Annotated in this window: 13 protein-coding genes; 4 read left to right on the top strand and 9 right to left on the bottom strand. The window is 70.7% G+C overall.

Translation table 11 applies throughout. The annotated features are described in order from the left end of the window. Window positions 1-44 precede the first annotated feature (44 nt). Genes ACH4U7_RS48175 through ACH4U7_RS48165 form a run of 3 tightly spaced genes read left to right on the top strand, consistent with a single transcriptional unit; the run spans window position 45 to window position 4,414 of the window. On the top strand, window positions 45-1,460 hold the full coding sequence (locus tag ACH4U7_RS48175) for a glycoside hydrolase family 28 protein (RefSeq protein ID WP_398534088.1): 1,416 nt from the start codon (window positions 45-47) through the stop codon (window positions 1,458-1,460). Beyond that, window positions 1,453-2,760, top strand: coding sequence for a glycoside hydrolase family 28 protein (locus tag ACH4U7_RS48170; RefSeq protein WP_398534087.1), 1,308 nt, complete (start codon window positions 1,453-1,455; stop codon window positions 2,758-2,760). The genes ACH4U7_RS48175 and ACH4U7_RS48170 overlap by 8 nt, the downstream gene beginning before the upstream one ends. Beyond that, window positions 2,744-4,414, top strand: coding sequence for an acyltransferase (locus ACH4U7_RS48165; RefSeq protein WP_398534086.1), 1,671 nt, complete (start codon window positions 2,744-2,746; stop codon window positions 4,412-4,414). The genes ACH4U7_RS48170 and ACH4U7_RS48165 overlap by 17 nt, the downstream gene beginning before the upstream one ends. Window positions 4,415-4,499: 85 nt before the next feature. Here the strand turns inward: ACH4U7_RS48165 and ACH4U7_RS48160 are convergent, their stop codons facing one another. Further along, the gene (locus ACH4U7_RS48160; protein WP_398534085.1) at window positions 4,500-6,590 is read right to left on the bottom strand and encodes a hypothetical protein; all 2,091 of its coding nucleotides are present in this window, start codon (window positions 6,588-6,590) and stop codon (window positions 4,500-4,502) included. A 98-nt stretch (window positions 6,591-6,688) separates the two neighbouring features. On the opposite strand from ACH4U7_RS48160, the gene ACH4U7_RS48155 reads away from it, so the two are divergent. Beyond that, window positions 6,689-8,173: an ABC transporter substrate-binding protein gene (locus ACH4U7_RS48155; RefSeq protein WP_398534084.1), complete on the top strand. Its 1,485-nt coding sequence runs from the start codon at window positions 6,689-6,691 to the stop codon at window positions 8,171-8,173. Window positions 8,174-8,183: 10 nt separating this feature from the next. Here the strand turns inward: ACH4U7_RS48155 and ACH4U7_RS48150 are convergent, their stop codons facing one another. Genes ACH4U7_RS48150 through ACH4U7_RS48115 form a run of 8 tightly spaced genes read right to left on the bottom strand, consistent with a single transcriptional unit; the run spans window position 8,184 to window position 17,814 of the window. Further along, window positions 8,184-9,140: a DUF5605 domain-containing protein gene (locus tag ACH4U7_RS48150; RefSeq protein ID WP_398534083.1), complete on the bottom strand. Its 957-nt coding sequence runs from the start codon at window positions 9,138-9,140 to the stop codon at window positions 8,184-8,186. Continuing rightward, on the bottom strand, window positions 9,137-10,537 hold the full coding sequence (locus ACH4U7_RS48145; protein WP_398534082.1) for a DUF5060 domain-containing protein: 1,401 nt from the start codon (window positions 10,535-10,537) through the stop codon (window positions 9,137-9,139). Before ACH4U7_RS48145 ends, ACH4U7_RS48150 begins: the two co-directional genes overlap by 4 nt. Next, complete coding sequence (locus ACH4U7_RS48140; RefSeq protein WP_398534081.1) at window positions 10,534-11,610, bottom strand: exo-alpha-sialidase; 1,077 nt, start codon at window positions 11,608-11,610, stop codon at window positions 10,534-10,536. The genes ACH4U7_RS48145 and ACH4U7_RS48140 overlap by 4 nt, the downstream gene beginning before the upstream one ends. Then, complete coding sequence (locus tag ACH4U7_RS48135; RefSeq protein ID WP_398534080.1) at window positions 11,607-12,638, bottom strand: ABC transporter ATP-binding protein; 1,032 nt, start codon at window positions 12,636-12,638, stop codon at window positions 11,607-11,609. The genes ACH4U7_RS48140 and ACH4U7_RS48135 overlap by 4 nt, the downstream gene beginning before the upstream one ends. Continuing rightward, on the bottom strand, window positions 12,635-13,642 hold the full coding sequence (locus tag ACH4U7_RS48130) for an ABC transporter ATP-binding protein (protein WP_398534079.1): 1,008 nt from the start codon (window positions 13,640-13,642) through the stop codon (window positions 12,635-12,637). The genes ACH4U7_RS48135 and ACH4U7_RS48130 overlap by 4 nt, the downstream gene beginning before the upstream one ends. An 8-nt stretch (window positions 13,643-13,650) precedes the next feature. Continuing rightward, the gene (locus ACH4U7_RS48125; protein ID WP_398534078.1) at window positions 13,651-14,784 is read right to left on the bottom strand and encodes an ABC transporter permease; all 1,134 of its coding nucleotides are present in this window, start codon (window positions 14,782-14,784) and stop codon (window positions 13,651-13,653) included. Window positions 14,785-14,790: 6 nt separating this feature from the next. After that, window positions 14,791-15,792 (bottom strand): ABC transporter permease, encoded by a 1,002-nt coding sequence (locus ACH4U7_RS48120; RefSeq protein ID WP_398534077.1) that lies wholly within the window; start codon window positions 15,790-15,792, stop codon window positions 14,791-14,793. Between the two features lie 12 nt (window positions 15,793-15,804). Then, window positions 15,805-17,814 (bottom strand): ABC transporter substrate-binding protein, encoded by a 2,010-nt coding sequence (locus tag ACH4U7_RS48115; RefSeq protein WP_398534076.1) that lies wholly within the window; start codon window positions 17,812-17,814, stop codon window positions 15,805-15,807. Window positions 17,815-17,863 lie beyond the last annotated feature (49 nt).

Here is a 17,863-nt window from a genome sequence, read left to right as displayed (position 1 = left end):
CGCGCTTGGCTCTCGCAACGTGCTCCCCCAATTCTACCCGATCCGTGAAGGGTCCGGGCCGTAGAGCCCTGTTGCTGACGGCGGGTTCGACCGCCGCGCTCGCCCTGGCCGCGCGCCCGGCGCGCGCTGCTGGTCCAAACGGCGCCACGGCCGCCGACCGGCAGGCGGCCCGTATCCTCTCCGGCGTCCGCGCCCCCCGGTTCCCCCGCCGTCGGGTGCTGGTCACCGACCACGGAGCCGTCGGCGACGGCCGGACGGACTGCACGGCCGCGTTCCGCCGCGCGATCGAGCACTGCGCCGCGGCCGGCGGCGGCCATGTGGTCGTACCGCCCGGCGACTACGTGACGGGCGCGGTGCGGCTGCGCGACCGTATCGATCTGCATCTGCGAGAAGGCGCCACGCTGCGCTTCAGCCAGGACCCGGCCGCCTATCTCCCCGTGGTGTACACCCGGTACGAGGGCACCGAATGCCTCAACTACTCGCCGCCGCTGTACGCACACGGCTGCCGTACGGTCGCGGTGACCGGCCGCGGTGTCATCGACGGGCAGGCCGACGCCGAGCACTGGTGGAACTGGACGAAGGGCGCGGGCGGCGGGCCCTCCCCCGAGTCGGTGGACAAGAAACAGCTGCTGGCGTGGGCCGAAGCGGGGGTGCCGGTCGCGGAGCGGGTGTTCGGCGCCGGACACCATCTGCGGCCCAACCTGATCCAGTTCTACGACTGCCGCGATGTCCTGATCGAGGGCGTCACGGTGAAGAACTCGCCGATGTGGAACATCCACCCGGTGCTCTGCCGCAATGTCACCGTGCGCGGCGTGACCGTGGACAGCCCCGTCGGCCCCAACAATGACGGCTGCAACCCGGAGTCCTGCGCCTATGTGCTCATCCAGGACTGCGTGTTCGACACCGGTGACGACTGCGTGGCTTTCAAGGCCGGCAAGAACGCCGACGGGCGGCGGGTGAACGTCCCGTGCGAACACGCCCTGGTGGAGCGGTGCGAGATGCGGGCCGGACACGGCGGCGTCACCATCGGCAGCGAGACGACCGGCGGCGTCCGCGACATACTCGCCCGCGACTGCCGCATGGACAGCCCGCAGCTCGACCGGGCGATCCGGATCAAGTCCAATCCGGTGCGCGGCGGCTATGTACGCGACATCACCTGCCACGACATCACGATCGGCCAGGTGGCGGACGCCGTCATCGAGATCGCGCTCAACTACGAGGGCGTCGAGAGCGGGGCCTACTACCCGGACGTACGGGACATCGCCGTGCACCGGCTCACCGCGCAGACCGGCCGCAGGCCGTGGAACCTGGTCGGCAACGATGCTCACCCCATCCACGACGTCCTGTTCAGCGACTGCGTCTTCGCCGAGGTGGCCGGCCCCGGCGAGGTGCGGAACGTGACGGGGCTGGTGCTGCGCCGCGTCGTCGTGGGCGGGCAGGAGACCGTGTCCGATGGGTGACTGGAGCCGGGCGGACGCCATCGTGGCCCGGGTCGCCCGGCCGCGCTTCCCGGACCGCGAGTTCCCCATCACCAGGTACGGGGCGCGCGGCGACGGCCGCACGGACTGCACGGCGGCGCTGCGCCGGGCCGTCGCGGCCTGCGCCGCGGCGGGCGGCGGCCATGTGACCGTGCCCCCGGGGACCTACGCCACCGGGCCCGTCCACCTGCTCAGCCACGTCGATCTGCACCTGGAGGAGGGCGCCCGGCTGCTCTTCGACCGGGACCCGGCCGCGTATCTCCCGCCGGTCCTCACCCGGTTCCAGGGCGTGGAGATGTACGGCTACTCGCCCTTCATCTACGCCCAAGGGAAGCGGAACGTGGCGGTCACCGGCCGGGGCGTACTCGACGGGCAGGCCGACGAGTCGCACTGGTGGCCCTGGTCGGGGCAGGCGGAGTTCGGCTGGCGGCCCGGAATCCGGCAGCAGGAGGACGACTGGCCGGGCCTGTGGCGGCAGGCCGAGGCGGGCGATCCGGTCGAGCGGCGCGTGTACGCGCACGGCTTCCGTTTCCGGCCCAACTTCGTGGAGTTCCAGGGCTGCCACGGGGTACTGGTAGAAGGCGTGACGATCGTGCGCTCCCCGATGTGGGAGATCCATCCCGTGCTGAGCACGGGCGTGCTCATCCAGGACGTGACGATCGACAGCCCCGGCCCCAACAACGACGGGATCGACCCGGAGTCCTGCCGGGACGTGGTGATCCGCCGCTGCGACATCGCCGCGGGCGACGACTGCGTCGCCATCAAGTCGGGGCGGGAGGCCGACGGCCGACGGGTGAACGTGCCGAGCGAGAACATCGTGATCGAGGACTGTGTGCTCCGCCACCGCTACGGCGCGATCACCCTGGGCAGCGATATGACCGGCGGCATCCGCGATGTGTACGTACGCCGCTGCCGCATCGGCGGCCCCGGGCTCTACTTCGGCCTCTACATCAAGACCAACTCCGTACGTGGCGGCTACGCCGAGAACATCCAGCTCGCCGACCTCACCGTCACCCATCTCCGCAAGGAATTCCTGAGCTGCGACTTCCACCGCGGGGAGGGCGATACGGGGTCGTATCCGCCGCGGGTGCGGGACATCGGCATCCGGGGCGTCACGGTGGACCACGCCAGGCGCGCCCTGCTCGCCCGCGGCTACGGCCACGCCCCGATCGACGGGCTGCGGCTGTCCGACTGCCACTTCGGCTCGCTGGCGGAGGCCGACCGGATCGAACACGTCGATGGCCTGGTACAAGAGAGGGTGACTGGTGCGCGAAAGGAATGAGCCGGAACGGCCCCGACGATTCGACTACTGCCCCTGGGAGTTCTGGGGCGCGGCCACCGAGGAGGAGCGCGCGGAGCAGCTGGACCATCAGCGGCGGCTGGCCGAGCGGCTGGCCTCGGGCGGCGGCGAGGCCGAGTTCGCCGAGCGGGTCTTCGTCTCGCCGTGGGCGGGAGTGTTCGCCGAAAGGCTGCGAATGGGTGAGCGCTCGTACATCGGCGCGCACGCGGTGGTCACCGACGATGTGGCCATGGGCCGCGACTGCACCCTCAACCCCTTTACGACGGCGCGCGGCCGGCTCCGGCTCGGCGACGGGGTGCGGGTGGGCGCGCACACGTCGCTGCTGGGCTTCAACCACTCGTTCGCGCCCGACCGTCCGGTGCACCGCCAGCCGCTCACCTCGGCCGGGATCGTGATCGGCGACGATGTGTGGATCGGTTCGCATGTGGTGGTGGTCGACGGGGTCACCATCGGCGACCACTGTGTGATCGGGGCGGGCGCGGTGGTCACCAAGGACCTCCCGCCCTGGTCGCTCGCCGCGGGAAACCCGGCGCGGCGGCTGCGCGACCGGCGGGACGGGCAAGCCGCTGCGGGCCCTCGTTCGGTGGACGCCCTGGATGTGCGGCTGGAGCGGTTCGCCGCGCGCGCCCGTGAGCAGGCGCCGGACGTCCTCGCCCGCTGCCGGGACGGCGACGGCTGGACCGACCGTCCGGGAGCGGCCCGTACGGTGCGTGCGGTGTGCGACGCCGTGGAGATCGCTGATCTGCTGCTGGGCGCTCCCCCACCGGGGTCGGACGGCGCGGAACTGGCCGAGCGGCTGCGCTCCCTGCAGGACCCGGGCACCGGCCTGGTCCCGGAGTACGGCGCCGGTCCGCCGTCCCTGGCCGACGACACCGCGATGTACCACATCCTGTCCGTCGGCTACGCCCTCGACCTGCTGGGCTCCGGCTTCGCCCATCCCGTACGTGCCGTGCAGGACCTCACGCCCGCCGAGCTCGTGGACCGCCTGGACAAGCTGCCGTGGCGCACCGAGGCGTGGCGCTCGGGCCACTGGGTGGACGGGCTCGGCACTGCCATCCTGCGCGACCTCGACGGTTTCGGGTTGCGTGCCCCCGCGGCCGAGGCGCTGTTCGGCTGGCTGCTCACCCGCGCCGACCCCGGGCACGGACTGTGGGGCGCCCCGGGCGCGGCCGACCGGTGGCGGCAGCCGGTCAACGGCTTCTACCGGGCCACCCGCGGTACGTTCGCGCAGTTCGGGCTACCCCTGCCGTACCCGGAGCGGACCGTGGACACGGTGCTCGCGCACAGCCGGGACCCCGCGTTCTTCGGCCCGGACCGCGGCGACGCCTGCGACGTCCTCGATGTGATCCATCCGCTGTGGCTGTGCGCCCGGCAGACCGGGCACCGGATCGCCGAGGGCCGCGAATGGGCGCGCGGGCAGCTGGAGCGGCTGCTCGGGCGGTGGCAGGACGGCGCCGGGTTCTCCTTCGCGCTGGAGCCCGGCGGCCGTGCGCCCCATGTGCCCGGTCTTCAGGGGACGGAGATGTGGCTGGCCATCGCCTGGCTGCTCGCCGACCACCTCGGCGCCGCCGACGCGCTCGGCTACCGGCCCCGAGGGGTGCACCGGCCGGAACCGGCTTGCCGCGGGCTGGGCTGACCCGCCGGACGGGGCTGCCCCGCCAGGCGGAGCCGACCCGCCGGACGGCCGCCGCCACCCGACGGAGCCGGCCCGCCGGACGCTGTCACGGCGGCCACGGTCCGTCGTCCCATGGCCCGTCGCTCCCGGCCCGCGCCGCCCGCATCCGTAGCGCCTGGGAGAGCACCTGGGCGGTCACCCAGGAGGGATTCCAGGTGTTGCTGGTGCCGCGCGCCTGCCAGTTGGTGGGGAAGAACCCCTCGGCCTGCTCGCCGAGCGCTTCGAAGCCCCACTCCCCCGCCTTGGTGCAGATGCCCTGCCCGAAGGCGTGCAGGATCAGCTCACCCAGGCGGCGATACACCTCGCGGCCCGTCAGCTCGCCGAGCCTGACAAGCTCGTACGCCGGGAAGAACACGTCCACATGGTGGTTCTGCACGCTCACCCCCGGCCACCCGGCCGTCCTGAAGCCGGAGTCGAACGGCGGGTCCCACTGGTAGACCCAGGTGAGCAGCCAGTCGGCGGCCCCTTCGGCCCAGGCGCGGCGACGCTCGCCACCGGTGAGCAGCAGCAGCTCGTACACGCACAGGAAGTACGCGATGCCGCCCTCCTTGTCCTCGCAGACGGCGTCGAGCGTGGCGCGGGCGAAGGGTGTGGCCCAGTCGTCGGCGTGGCGGTGGCGGTAGTGCGCGACGAGTTGTTCGGCGCGGCGCAGCATACGGGCCTCACCGGTGATCCGGTGGGCCTTGAGAAGGGCCAGAACGCACACCAGCCCGGCCGCTCCCCGCTCCTGGGGCAGCGGGCTGCCGTCCAGCCGCCAGCCGAGCGGCGGCACGGTGGCACACGCCGTGTCCACGCCCTCGGTCAGCGCCCGGACCCAGCGCCGCGGCACGGCGTGGCCGTGGCTCCCCAGCAGCTCGATGACGTCGGCGAGGTCGCACAGGGCGTCGCCGTACGCCCGGGACGAGACGAAGGTCTCGCCGTCGCGCTCGAAGGCCGACCAGGCGCGGTCCTGGGTGGAGTAGAAGCTCATCCGCAGGCCGGGCGGGGCGTCTGCGGCGCTGCCGTCGAGGTAGAAGTCGACGGCCCGGCGGCAGCGGTCGACGCGCCAGGGCTGGTCCCGCTCCAGGCCGATGCGGGCGTCGCACCAGGCGAGTTTGAGGCTCTGGCCGGTCCAGCCGTACAGGAAGCCGGGGGTGTGGCCGGGCCCGGTGAACTTGAGGAATCCGGCGGCCCCTTGGGCTTCGTACCAGCGGCGGTCCATGGCCGCCGTCTTGTGGTGGACGATCTGGTCCAGGGTGAGGGGCCGGGCGCCTTCGGGGGCGTACAGTCCGAGCCCTTGGTGCACCAGCCGCCGGAAGCCGTGGCCCGGGCGGACCGGGGACCCCCAGTCCAGGGCGTAGTGCGCGCGGTGGACCGCGCCCGGCGGAAGGTCGAGGTAACCGCCGTCGTACGGGGCGGTTTTCCCCTTGTGGACGTACGCCGTGTCCGGGACGCCGTTGAACATCAGCGCGCCGCTCATCGCGAGCAGCGAGACGCGTCCGTGCTGGACCGCTCCGAGGGAGCCTTCGCCGGGCTCCGCAGCATAGAGGGTCACATACGACGAAAAGGCTGTGCGGGCCGCACGGCCGCGGGTGCGCCACTCCGCGTGTGCGCAGGGGACGGGCAGCCGGTGTTCCTCGACCACGAGGGCGCGGTGCGGGCCGACGCCGAGCCGGGGCACGGTGCGGTCGGGGTCGGCGGACGGGTTGCCCCGGTAGAGCACCTGCGGCAGGGTGACGGCGGAGGCCCTGCGGCACGGCAGCGGAAGCGCGACTCCGAGCACGGCGTCCTCGTACCCGCGCTCACCGGTATTGCGCCACGTCACGTCCATGCGCAACAGGCCCCGTACGAACGCGAAGGCGACCTCGACCGCGAGGCCGCCGACCTCGCAGCACACCGCCAGCCCTTCTGCCGTCCGGCAGATCTCGGGCTCGTGCGCGCCGGGCAGGGCGATGTGCCAGGGGCGGCCGGTGGACATGGCCAGCATGCGGCTCAGGGGGGCGGCGAAGCACAGGGCGCCGCCGACCGCTCCGGCCCGGTCCGCCGCCTCGTACCAGAAGGCGACCCGCGCCGCGCCCTGCTCCGTGGTGAGCTCCAGGCTCTTGTCACCGCTCGCGATCCGGAACACCGGCGACTCCCCCTCACCGACAACCGTCATTGCGCGCACGGGTGTTGACCCCATCGACGCCCGGCGTGACCATTATGGCATTCAGATGGCATACCAGTGGAGTTCCGTACCCGAGAAGGAGTGTGAGCATGCGTCAGGCACCCAGGGGCGAGGAGGGCGGCTCCCGTTCGCGCCTCAGCCGCCGAAAGTTCGTCGCGGCCGGTGCGGCGGCCGGCACCGCGGCCCTGACCGGCACCGCCGCGGCCACGCCGGCTCCGACGCGGGTGCGCCCCACGGCCGCCTCCGCGTCGTCGGGCGCGTCCACCTGCGTCCAGATCCCGAACCGCTACAACAAGCCGTTCGAGGTCTGCGACGACGAGCTGTTCGTCTTCATGGCCAACTACAAGCCCTTCGAGAACCCGGCCTTCTTCGACGCGATCATCGGCGACAAGCTCAGGGCCGCGTTCCCCGACCTGAAGATCAAGGCGGTCACCTGGGACTTCCCCCTCCGCTACGAGGACCTGGACAAGGCCGGCGTGGTGCCCGACATCATCCTGGAGGACCCGCGCAGACGCATCGATCGCGATCTGGAGCCCAGGGGCTGGGTACGGGACCTCAGCGATGACCTCACGGCCCAGGGCATCGACCTCGGCTCGCTGAACCGGGCCGCGGTCGAGCTGGTCAGGTCCCGTTCGGACGGCGGGGTGTACGGCGTCCCGCTGTTCGTCGACGAGTACGTCCTGTTCCACAACAAGAAGATCTTCGATCTGCGCGGGGTCAGGATCCCGGAGAACGGCATGACGTACGACCAGGCGTACCGCCTCGCCAAGAAGCTGACGTTCGAACAGGACCTGGTGGCGTACAAGGGCTACCTTCAGCATCCCGACCTCTACCTGGAGTTCAACCAGCTCGGGCTCTACCCCTTCCTGCCCACCGGCAGCGAGAATCCGGCGCCCGAGGACATCAAGGTGAACATCACCTCGGCGGGCTGGAACCGGCTCGGCGACAACCTGGAGCGCTTTCTGCTCCTGCCGCACAACATCTTCACCACGGTCGACGACTTCCTGCTGACCGGGCATGTGGCGATGGCCGTGGACAGCCTCTGGAAGCTCAGCGCCTACGCACTGAGCCCGCTCTACCTCCCCGAGGACGACGCCGACGAGTGGCACGAGCTGGCGAAGAACATCGACCTCGGCGTCACCTCCCTCCCCGTGCTGGGCGGGGACTCGGGGTCGGTGTACCAGCCGAACACCATCGCCGCGTTCGTGCCGCCCCAGTCGGGCAAGCGCAGGCAGGCCCTCGAGGTCGTGAAGTGGCTGGTGTCGCAGGAGGCCCAGACCGAGCTCGCCCGGAACGGCATGAAACCGGCGCTCAGGTCCGACGCCGCCCAGGCCGCGTTCGGCGAGGCGATCCCGGGGCTGGCCGGTGTGGACACCTCGGGCGTCTTCTGGGGGGACAACGCCGTCGTCAAGGGCTACGAGGAGACCGAGTACTGGGACCTCCCGCTGTACATGGTGTTCCGCCAGCATGTGCTCAAGGACGGCCTCGCGGTGCGTTCGGCGCTGAAGGTGACCGAGACCAGTGACATCCCGGCCTACATCAAGGCGCAGGCCGCGTCCGGCAAGGACTGGTGACACCAGCAGGTCAGGCCCGGCGGATCCGTATCGCGAGGTACGGCTCCGCCGGGAGTTCCACCTCGAAGCTCCCGGTGTGGGTGGAGTCGAGCGTGCGCACGGTCATGTTCCAGGTGTCGATGACATCCACCCGCCAGGGGCCGCCGGGCAGGTCGAAGGGGCGGCGCGGATAGCGGTGCGGGCCGAGGTACTGGAGCCAGTACTCCCCCGGCGCCTCCAGGGTCGAGGCGTCGTACGTCTCGGGGGTGTGCGCCAGCCCCAGCGGCGCCTCGTCGAGGATCGAGCGCAGGAAGGCGACGCGGGGCGCGCTCGAACCGCGCAGCCGTCCGCCGTGGTCCTTCCAGGGGCGTGGCCCGTAGGCCTCGCCGTGGGCGACGTATCCGCCCCGACACACCCCTTCCCAGACGCGGAACACCATCTCCTCGGCCGACAGCGCGGCATCGGGCTCCGGGTCGTCCCCCTCCGCGCCGCAGTCGTCGATGAGCACCGGCTTGCACAGATCCTCGGTGAGCCGTGAGACGGCCCGTACCTGCTGGTGGCGGAGCGAGGCATGGGTGATCCAGGGGGCGCCGAAGTCCGTGCGGACACCGCCGTACACGGTGAGCGGATGGTGGCCGTGGTCGTACTCCTGGACGTCGGTCTGCGCCTCGGGGTCCTCCGGGGCACACCACCACACATTGGGGTGCCCGGCGAGGCGTTCCACCGTCTCCGGGATGTCGCGGCCGTGCAGCATCACCTCGGCCTGTACCCCGATGGCGCCCAGGGCGCCGATCTGCTGGTCGAGCCGGTCGAGGGAGAGCGCGGCCGAGGCGGTGAGCCGGACCCGGTTGAAGGGGGAGGCCGCCAGGGCGCGGAGGGTGTCGGGGTCGGCCTCGGGGACGGCGGTGGTCCAGGGGTGGAAGGGTGTCCCGTCCGCGTAGCGGAAACGCGTTCCGTGGACACGGACGGGGCCGTGGTCGCCGGTCATATCTCCCTCCGCAGGCGCAGTGCCAGGTCGGGGCGGCGGTCCAACGGGACGCGGACCCGTCCGCGATGGACCCCGGGCAGCGGGGTCACGGTCATCTCCCAGGTGTCGACGAGGTCGAGGCGCCAGGGCGCCCCGGTGTCGGGCAGGTCGATGTCGCGGTGGGCGTGGCGCCGGTCGCCGAAGTAGACGTAGGTGTCCTCGGGCCCTTCCTCCCTCAGCCGGCGCAGGAAGGCGATCCTCGGCGGGCTGTCGCCGTGCAGCCGGCCGCCGCGCGAGATCCAGGCCGCGTGGTCGGGGTCCTGCTCGGGGTAGCACTCGCCGTGGCCGACGTATCCGCCCGCGCTCATGCCGTGCCAGAACTGGCGCACCAGCGCGCGCCCGGTGAGGTTGCCCCAGCGGCGGCCGAGCTTCCCCTCGTAGCCGATCTCGTCGAGGACCACGGGCTTGGGGCAGCCGGCCAGCCACCGCGGGGTCTGGGCGGCGTCCCAGTGCTGGATGGACTGGTGGGTGGTCCAGGGCTTGGTGAAGTCGTAGATCCGCTCGTACTCGTACATGCGGGTGCCGTTGTGGATCGACCGCGGGTGCTGGTAGGGGTCGTGGCGCTGTACGTACTGGCCGATGCGGTCCCAGTCCTCGGTGGTCTTGGCGGTGTTGAAGTCGTACTCGTTGGCGATGGACCACCACACGTTGCGGTACGCGGCGAGGCGGGCGAGGGCGTGGCGGACCAGGGAGAAGTCCTCCTCGCGGGTCATGTTGTCGACGCCCCAGTGCCCCTGGTCGTAGGGGTGGAAGAGGATGATGTCCGCCTCGATACCCAGGTCGCGCAGGTCGCGTACGCGCCGCTCGAAGTGGGCGAAGAAGGCGGGGTCGAAACGGGCTGTGTCGAGGGCGCCTGGGGTGCGGCCGGGGAAGGGCAGGCGGGGCGGGTTCATCGCGCGGGTCGGCAGCAGGCACATGCGGACCTTGTTGAACGGCGAGGCGGCGAGGGTGCTCAGGGTCAGCTCCTCCAGCTCCTCGTCCTCGTCGTGCGTCCAGTGGTAGCAGGTGGTGCCGAACGGCTCGTACGGGGTGCCGTCGGCGTACCGGAAGCGCCGCGGACCCGAGACCCGGACGGGTCCGTGGTTGCCGGGTCCGGCCGCCACACACGTCAACTCACCGCTGTGCCCGTCCAGTTCGGCCGCGTCGGAGCGCGTGGTGTACGTCCACGGCCCGGTCCGGTCGGGCATGAAGCGGACCCGGTACACCCCCTGACCGTCGTAGAAGCCCTCGACGGGGACGACGCGGTGGCGGTGGCGGAAGTCGGCGCCGAACGTGACGTCCTGGTACGGGTTTCCGGCCTGTGGCCCGGTCAGCCGCAGTTCGTACACGTCCCAGCGCTCGACGCGCCGCGCCGTCACGGGCGGCCGTCCCGGGCCCAGTCCTCCGTCACCGTCAGGTGTTTGATGGTCTTGCGCAGATAGGAGTAGGCGATGTGCAGCAGCCCGTCCCGGGTCTGGATGACGCTGGGATAGGAGTAGCCGTACTCGTTGTCCCAGTACTCCTCGTCGGCGGTCTGCACATCGCGCCGACATGACCAGGTACGGCCGCCGTCGTCGGACAGGGCGAGTGTGAGCGGGGTGCGCAGGGCCTTCTTCCGCCGCCCGGCGCCCTCCCCCACCCAGCGGTACTCCCCGCGCTCCAGGCTCGCGTGGTTGTAGACCAGCGCCAGGGCCCCGCCACGCAGCCTGGTGAGCTGGACGGCGGAGTTGTTGTTGGGCAGCGCGGTCCTGGTCGGCGGTGTCCAGGTGCGGCCGCCGTCGGTCGACTCGGAGGCGTGGATACGGTCCGCCGCGCGGCTGCGGAACATCGCGAACAGCGACCCGTCGTCCCGTGGCACGGCGGTCAGCTGGACCAGGTGTTCGGCTCCGGGCAGTTCGTGCTCCTTCCAGCTTCCGCCCCCGTCCTCGCTGAGCAGCACGGTGCTGTGCTCCCCCGAGCGCCGGCACCGGTAGGCGGGCAGCAGCCAGGTGCCGCTGCCGAGAGTCAGCGGCGGATTGCGGACGAAGACGCCGGGCCCCTCCAGCAGGACGCGCGGCGGGCTCCAGGTGCGGCCCCGGTCTGCGGACGTGCGGGCGATCAGGCGGGCGGTGGTCTGGTCGTGGGGTTCGTTGGACGGGTGGAAGAGCCAGACGGTGCCGTCGGGCCGCTGGGCGAGCACCGGGTTCTGCTCGGAGCGGCCGGGGTCGGCGGACAGCGGCACCGGTGGGCTCCAGCGGTCGGATCCGTGCGGCAGCCGCGACAGGATGACGTTGGTGTCCCGGTCGCCCTCCCGCGGGCCGTTGAACCAAGTGCACAGCAGGTCGCCGTCGTCGAGTTCCAGGAGATTGGCGGCGTGGCTGTCGCCGGGGTGGGCCACCGGCAGCAGCGCCTCGCGCACCCTCCCGTGGTGTGCCGAGGGCCGTACGACACCGTCGAAGCGCGGGTCGCTCATGTGCCGTGCACTCCTTTCAGGTTGAGCCCTGCGGCGAAGTGGCAGGCCACCGCCCGGCCCGGCGCCACCTCGCGCAGTGCGGGCACCTCGGTGCGGCAGGGGTCCTGGGCGTAGCGGCAGCGCGGGTGGAACGGGCAGCCGGGCGGCACCCGCGACGGGTCGGCCACCTCGCCGCGCAGCACGATGCGCTCCCGGCGGCGCGCGCCCGGGTCCGGGTCGGGGACGGCGGACAGCAGCGCCTCGGTGTAGGGGTGCAGGGGCCGCTCGTACAGATCGTCGGTGGCGCCGGTCTCGACCACCTTGCCCACGTACATCACGGCCACCTCGTCGGCCATGTACTCCACCACGCCCAGGTCGTGCGAGATGAAGAGATAGGTGAGGTCGGACTCCTCCTGGAGGTCCTTGAGGAGGTTGAGGATCTGGGCGCGCACGGACACGTCCAGCGCGCTCACCGCCTCGTCGGCGACCACCAGCCGGGGCCCGGGCGCCAGCGCCCGGGCGATGCCGACGCGCTGCCGCTGGCCTCCGCTGAAGGCGTTGGGGTAGCGGCGCAGATACTCGGGAGGCAGGCCGACGCGGCGCAGCAGTTCGGCGACCCGCTCCTCGATCTCGGCGGTCCCCAGTCCGAGGTTGGCTCTGAGGGGTTCGCCGACGATCTGGAGCAGGGTCATCCGCGGGTTGAGCGAGGCGTACGGGTCCTGGAAGACGAGCCGGATCTCGTTGCGGTACGGCTTGAGTGCCCGCTCGCCGAGCGCCGCCAGGTCGACGGGGTCGCCGCCGTCACGCGGGTGGTATCGGATCTGTCCGGAGGTGGGCTCGTGGACCCTGAGCAGACAGCGGCCCAGGGTGCTCTTGCCGCAGCCGGACTCCCCGACCAGCGCGACGGTGCGGCCCGCCGGAATCCTCAAGTTGACCCCGTCAACGGCGCGTACGTGACCCACAGTGCGGCCGAGCAGCCCGCGGCGGATGGGGAAGTGTTTGGTCAGGCCGTGGACCCCCAGGAGGGTAGGGCCCGGGTGTGCGGTCATGCGCGGGTCTCCTCGTACAGCAGGCACCTCACGGCGCGCGCGGCCTCGGGGCCGGTGACCGGCGGGGGCACCGTCACATCGCAGCGCCCGGCCATGAACTCCTCGCAGCGCGGATGGAACGGGCAGCCGTCCGGGCGCCGGTAGGGCGGCGGCACCATGCCGCGTACGGGCCGCAGCCGTTCCCGGGGCCGGGCGCCGAGCCGGGGCACGGATCGCAGCAGGGCCTTGGTGTACGGATGGCGGGGCTGCCGGAACACGGCCGCGAGATCGCCGTGTTCGACGACCGTGCCCAGATACATCACGGCGACGCGGTCGGCCAGCTGTGCCGCGACCCCGAGGTCGTGGGTGATGAGCATGAGCGCCATGCCCGTGTCCCGCTGGAGGGAGCGCAGCAGATCGAGGATCTGGGCCTGTGTGGTGACGTCGAGGGCGGTGGTCGGTTCGTCGGCGATGAGCAGTTCGGGGCCGCAGGAGAGGGCCATCGCGATCATGGCGCGCTGCAGCATGCCGCCGCTCATCTGGAAGGGGTATTCGTCGATGCGCCGCTCGGGGGCGGGGATGCCGACCCGGCCGAGGAGTTCCACGGTCCGCGCGCGGGCCTCGGCCTTGGTGACCGGTTCGTGCAGCAGGATGGCCTCGGTGATCTGGTCGCCGAGGGTGTGCATCGGGCTCATGGACGTCATGGGTTCCTGGAAGACCATGGCGACGCGCGCGCCGCGGATGGACCGCACGGTGCGACCGTCGGCGGTCAGCACATCGGCCCACCCCGTGTCCGTACGGACCCGGACCTGACCGCCGACGATACGGCCGGGCCGGTCGACCAGCCGCAGCACGGAGCGGGCCATGACGCTCTTGCCGCAGCCGGACTCGCCGACGACCGCGACCACCTCGCCGCGCCGGATGTCCAGGTCCACCCCGTCGACGGCCCGTACCACTCCGTCCTCGAGCTCGAAGTGGGTGCGCAGGTCCCTGATCTCGAGGATCGTCTCGGCGGCTGCCACCACGCGCGCTCCTAACTCTTGTACGGGTCGGCGGCGTCCCGCAGCCCGTCGCCGACGAAGTTCATGGCAAGGACGGTGATGACGACCGCCGCCCCGGGGAGCAGCAGCCATGGCGCGGTCTCCACCGTGCGGACGTTCTGGGCTTCCTGGAGCAGCACACCCCAGCTGACGGCCGGGGACTGGAGGCCGAGGCCGAGGAAACTCATCGCGGTCTCGCCGAGGATCATCGCCGGTACGGCCATGGTGAGCGAGGCGATGACATGGCTGGACATGGACGGCACCATGTGGCGGAAGATGATCCGGCCGCGCCCGCAGCCGTCGAGGCGGGCGGCGATCACGAAGTCCTCCTCGCGCAGGGAGAGGAACCGGCCGCGCACGACCCGCGCCAGGCCCGTCCAGCCGATCACCGACAGGATGGTGGTGATCGCGAAGTACCGCATCAGCGGACCCCAGTCGGGGGGCACGGCGGCGGACAGGGCGAGCCACAGCGGCAGGGTGGGGATGGCCATCAGGAATTCGATGAGGCGCTGGATGACGGTGTCGGCCGCGCCCCCGAAGTAGCCGGAGATCCCGCCGAAGAGGAGTCCCAGCAGAAAGCTGACGGCGACGCCGATGAGGCCGATGGACAGCGAGACCCGTGAGCCGTGGATGATCCGGGACAGCAGATCGCGGCCGGCCCGGTCGGTGCCCAGGAGATACACCTTCTGGTCTGGGTCCGCGGGGCCGATGAGGTGCCGGTCCCACGGGATGATCCCCCATAGTCGGTAGTCGTCTCCGCGGGCGAAGAGCCGCAGCGGGATGCGCTTGTCGTGGTCGATGGTGTGGATCTGCTCGAAGGTCTCCGGGTCGCGTTCGGTGCGGAAGCCGTTGACGTACAGCTGGAGGCCGTCGTCCCAGCTGAAGTCCACCTTCACGATCTGCGGCGGAGCATAGGTGTGCCGCTCGTCGGCGGAGCTGGGCGATCCGGGGGCCAGGAATTCGGCGAAGGCGACGACGAGATAGGCGCACAGCACGACGACCGCCCCGGCCACCGCCAGCTTGTGTCTGCGGAACTTCCGCCACACCAGGCGCCGTGGGGAGGCACGGCCGGGTTCCAGAGCGCGGCCGTCGGCGCCCGGTGTGGCGTGCTTGGTTCGCCGCAACATGGGCCCTCACCCGCCCTCGTACCGGTGCCGGATCCTGGGGTCCCACCAGGCGAGTACGAGGTCGCTCACCAGGGTCCCGATGACGGTGAGCGTGGAGAGGATCAGTACGAAGCTGCCGACCAGATACATGTCCTGGTTCTCCACTCCGCTCAGCAGCAGCGGCCCGGTGGTGGGCAGGCTCATCACGATGGAGATGATGGTCTCGCCGCTGATCAGGCCGGGCAGCAGCCATCCGACGGTGCTGAAGAACGGGGAGAGCGACATCCGCACCGGGTATTTGAGCAGGAGTTTCCACTCCGGCATCCCCTTGGCGCGGGCCGCCACCACATACGGTCTGTAGAGCTCGTCCAGCAGATTGGCGCGGGTGGTGCGGATCAGTCCGGCCGTCCCGGACATGCCGATGATGAGGATCGGCAGCCATAGGTGGCCCATCAGGTCCAGCAGCTTGCCCAGATTCCAGGCGGCGTCCTGGTACTCGGGCGAGAACAGCCCTCCGGGGCTCTGGCCGAAGTAGCGCATCCCGACCCACATGAGGACGAGCGCGAGCAGGAATTCGGGGACAGCCATCCCGATGAAGCCGAGGAAGGTGGCGAGATAGTCACCGGCCGAGTACTGCCGTACGGCGGAGTAGATGCCGATCGGGAAGGCGACCGCCCACACCAGCAGCAGCGTGGACAGGGAGAGGAAGAAGGACAGGCCGACCCGGTCCCAGATCAGATCCGAGACCGGGCGGCTGTTCCAGGCGAAGGCCTGTCCGAAGTCGCCATGGAAGACGATGTTCGAGATCCACTTCCAGTACTGGGCAAGGAATGGCTGGTCGAGTCCGTACCGCTGGCGCAGCGCGATCAGTTCCGCGTCGCTCATGAGCTCGCCGCGGTTCTCCGCCTCGGCCTGGAGGGTCGAGACATAGTCGCCGGGCGGCAGGCTGATGATGAAGAACGAGGCGAGCGAGACGGCCCAGAGGGTCAGGACCATCAGCAGCAGTCGGCGGATGAGGAAGGACAGCATGCCGGCGGTCCGTCACGCCTTGCCCGAGATGAAGTACGTCGAGGGGTTGCTGGGCCCCGGCGCCTGGTGCATCACGGCCCCGCTGAACTTCTTGGGCACGTTGTGGACGTTCTTCTTGACGATGCCGTATTCGGAGGGCGGGGTGGAGATGCCGAGGTAGTAGAACTGTTCCTTGGTGATGGCCAGGACCCGCCGGGCAAGGGCGAGCGCCCGATCCGAATCGAAGGTGAACCGCATCTGGTCGAAGAGATCCAGCTGCTTTTCGATCTCGGCGGGCGGCTTTTCGCCGTCCTTCCCGTTGCGGGTGTACCACCTGGCCCAGGCGCCGCCGTAGCGAGAGGAACCACGGGGGTTGGTGGGCAGGTAGTAGTGGTCCCCGCCCGGGCCGGTGCGCAGGTCGAAGGGGCCCCCGGCCCAGGTGGCGGCCTCCGACGCACCGGCCTCGACGCGCTCCCAGTACAGCGTCTCCGCGACCCGCTGGACATTGGCGTCGACGCCGGCCTTCTTCCAGTCGGTGCGGATCAGGTCGAGCGCGTCCACATGGTCGGGCATATCGGAGACGACCAGCACATTGAACGCGACGGGGGCGCCGTCCGCGGTGCGTCTGATGCCGTCGCCGCCGCGCCGGGTCAGCCCGGCCCGGTCCAGGGCCTCGTTGGCTTTGTCGATGTCGTACTCGGTGTACTGGCTGCCCAGTTCCTCGTCGAAGAGTTCGTTGCCGGGGAGCGGGGCGCACTGCCAGGGGCGGCCCTGACCGCCGTAGAAGGTGTCGATGATCTTCTGCCGGTTGATCGCGTACGACAGGCCGATCCGGAAGTCCTTGGTGGCGAACAGCGCTCGCTTGGCCTTGTCGGGGTGGGTCTGGTTAAAGCCGATGATCATGGTGTTCACCAGGTCCGGGGCGATCTCGATCAGTTCGTAGCCGCCCTTGCTCCGGTTGCGGGCGACCACCGGTTTGTTGCGGACCGTGCCGAAGTTGTAGAGCTGCATGCCGAGGTCGCCGTTGGACACCTTCAACACCTCGACCTCGACGTCCTGCACCACATCGACGATGACCTTGTCGATATACGGCAGTTGGCTGCCGTCCGGGTCCACCTGCCAGTAGTAGGGGTTGCGCTCGGCGACCACGCTGCTGCCCTCGCCTACCGCGTTTCTGGCCACCCACGGGTTGAGGGTGGGCAGGTCCGGGTTGGCCCAGGGGTCCGCCTGGATGACCATGTAGTCGATCCAGCGATTCTGGCCCGCCTTCTTGGCCAGGGCCTGGGCGCCGTCGTTGTGCCCTGCGTGGAACTTCTTCAGATAGTGGGCGGGCAGCACCATCGTCACACCGGAGGTGCCGGCGATCTCCTCCAGGAAGCCGGGCTTGGGCTCCTCGTACACATAGCGCACGGTGAGGTCGTCGACCTTCTCGAAACGGGCGGGGCGGCCGGACTTCGACAGCCACAGCTCGTAGACGCCCGTGGTGTGCATCTCCTTGTCGGCGTTGAAGTCGGCGAAGGCGAAGGCGAAGTCGTCGGTGGTGACGGGCTTGCCGTCGGACCACTTCAGACCATTGCGCAGATGGAAGACGAACTCCTTGCCGCCGCCGCGCACTTCGTACTTCTCGCAGACGTTCGGCAGGATGTCCGTACGCGCCACTCCCCGCCACTCGGGCGCCCAGCGCACCAGCGGCTCGTATCCCATGCTGTAGCGCAGCCAGTTCATGTCCTCCTGGGTGAGCATCGCCGAATGCCAGGTGCCGCCGTAGACACCGGCCTTCTCCAGCGGTGTTACCTCGCGGGGCTTGTCGGGCAGGCGCTCGGCCACCGGAGGCAGGTCGCCCGCGTCGACCCGCTTCTTGAGCGAGGGCGCCTCCTTGCCCTTCTTCCCTTCCGACTCACCGTTGTCGGCATCCGTCTCGAAGAATCCGCAGCCGGGCAGGCCGGCCACCGCGAGCATGCCGACACCGGCGCGCAGCAGGGCGCGTCGATCGAGAGTGGCGGCGCGGTACCGGGTGGCCCCGGGGGTACGTTCGGGAGTCATCTCCACGCTCCAGATAGTCCACGGGGTGGGATTCCAGTTCGCATTCCAG

The sequence above is a fragment of the Streptomyces sp. NPDC020845 genome, from assembly GCF_044334165.1.
Classification (GTDB): Bacteria; Actinomycetota; Actinomycetes; order Streptomycetales; family Streptomycetaceae; genus Streptomyces.
The sequence above is the reverse complement of the archived record's forward strand: the minus strand, read 5'-3'. Positions and strand labels throughout refer to the sequence as shown.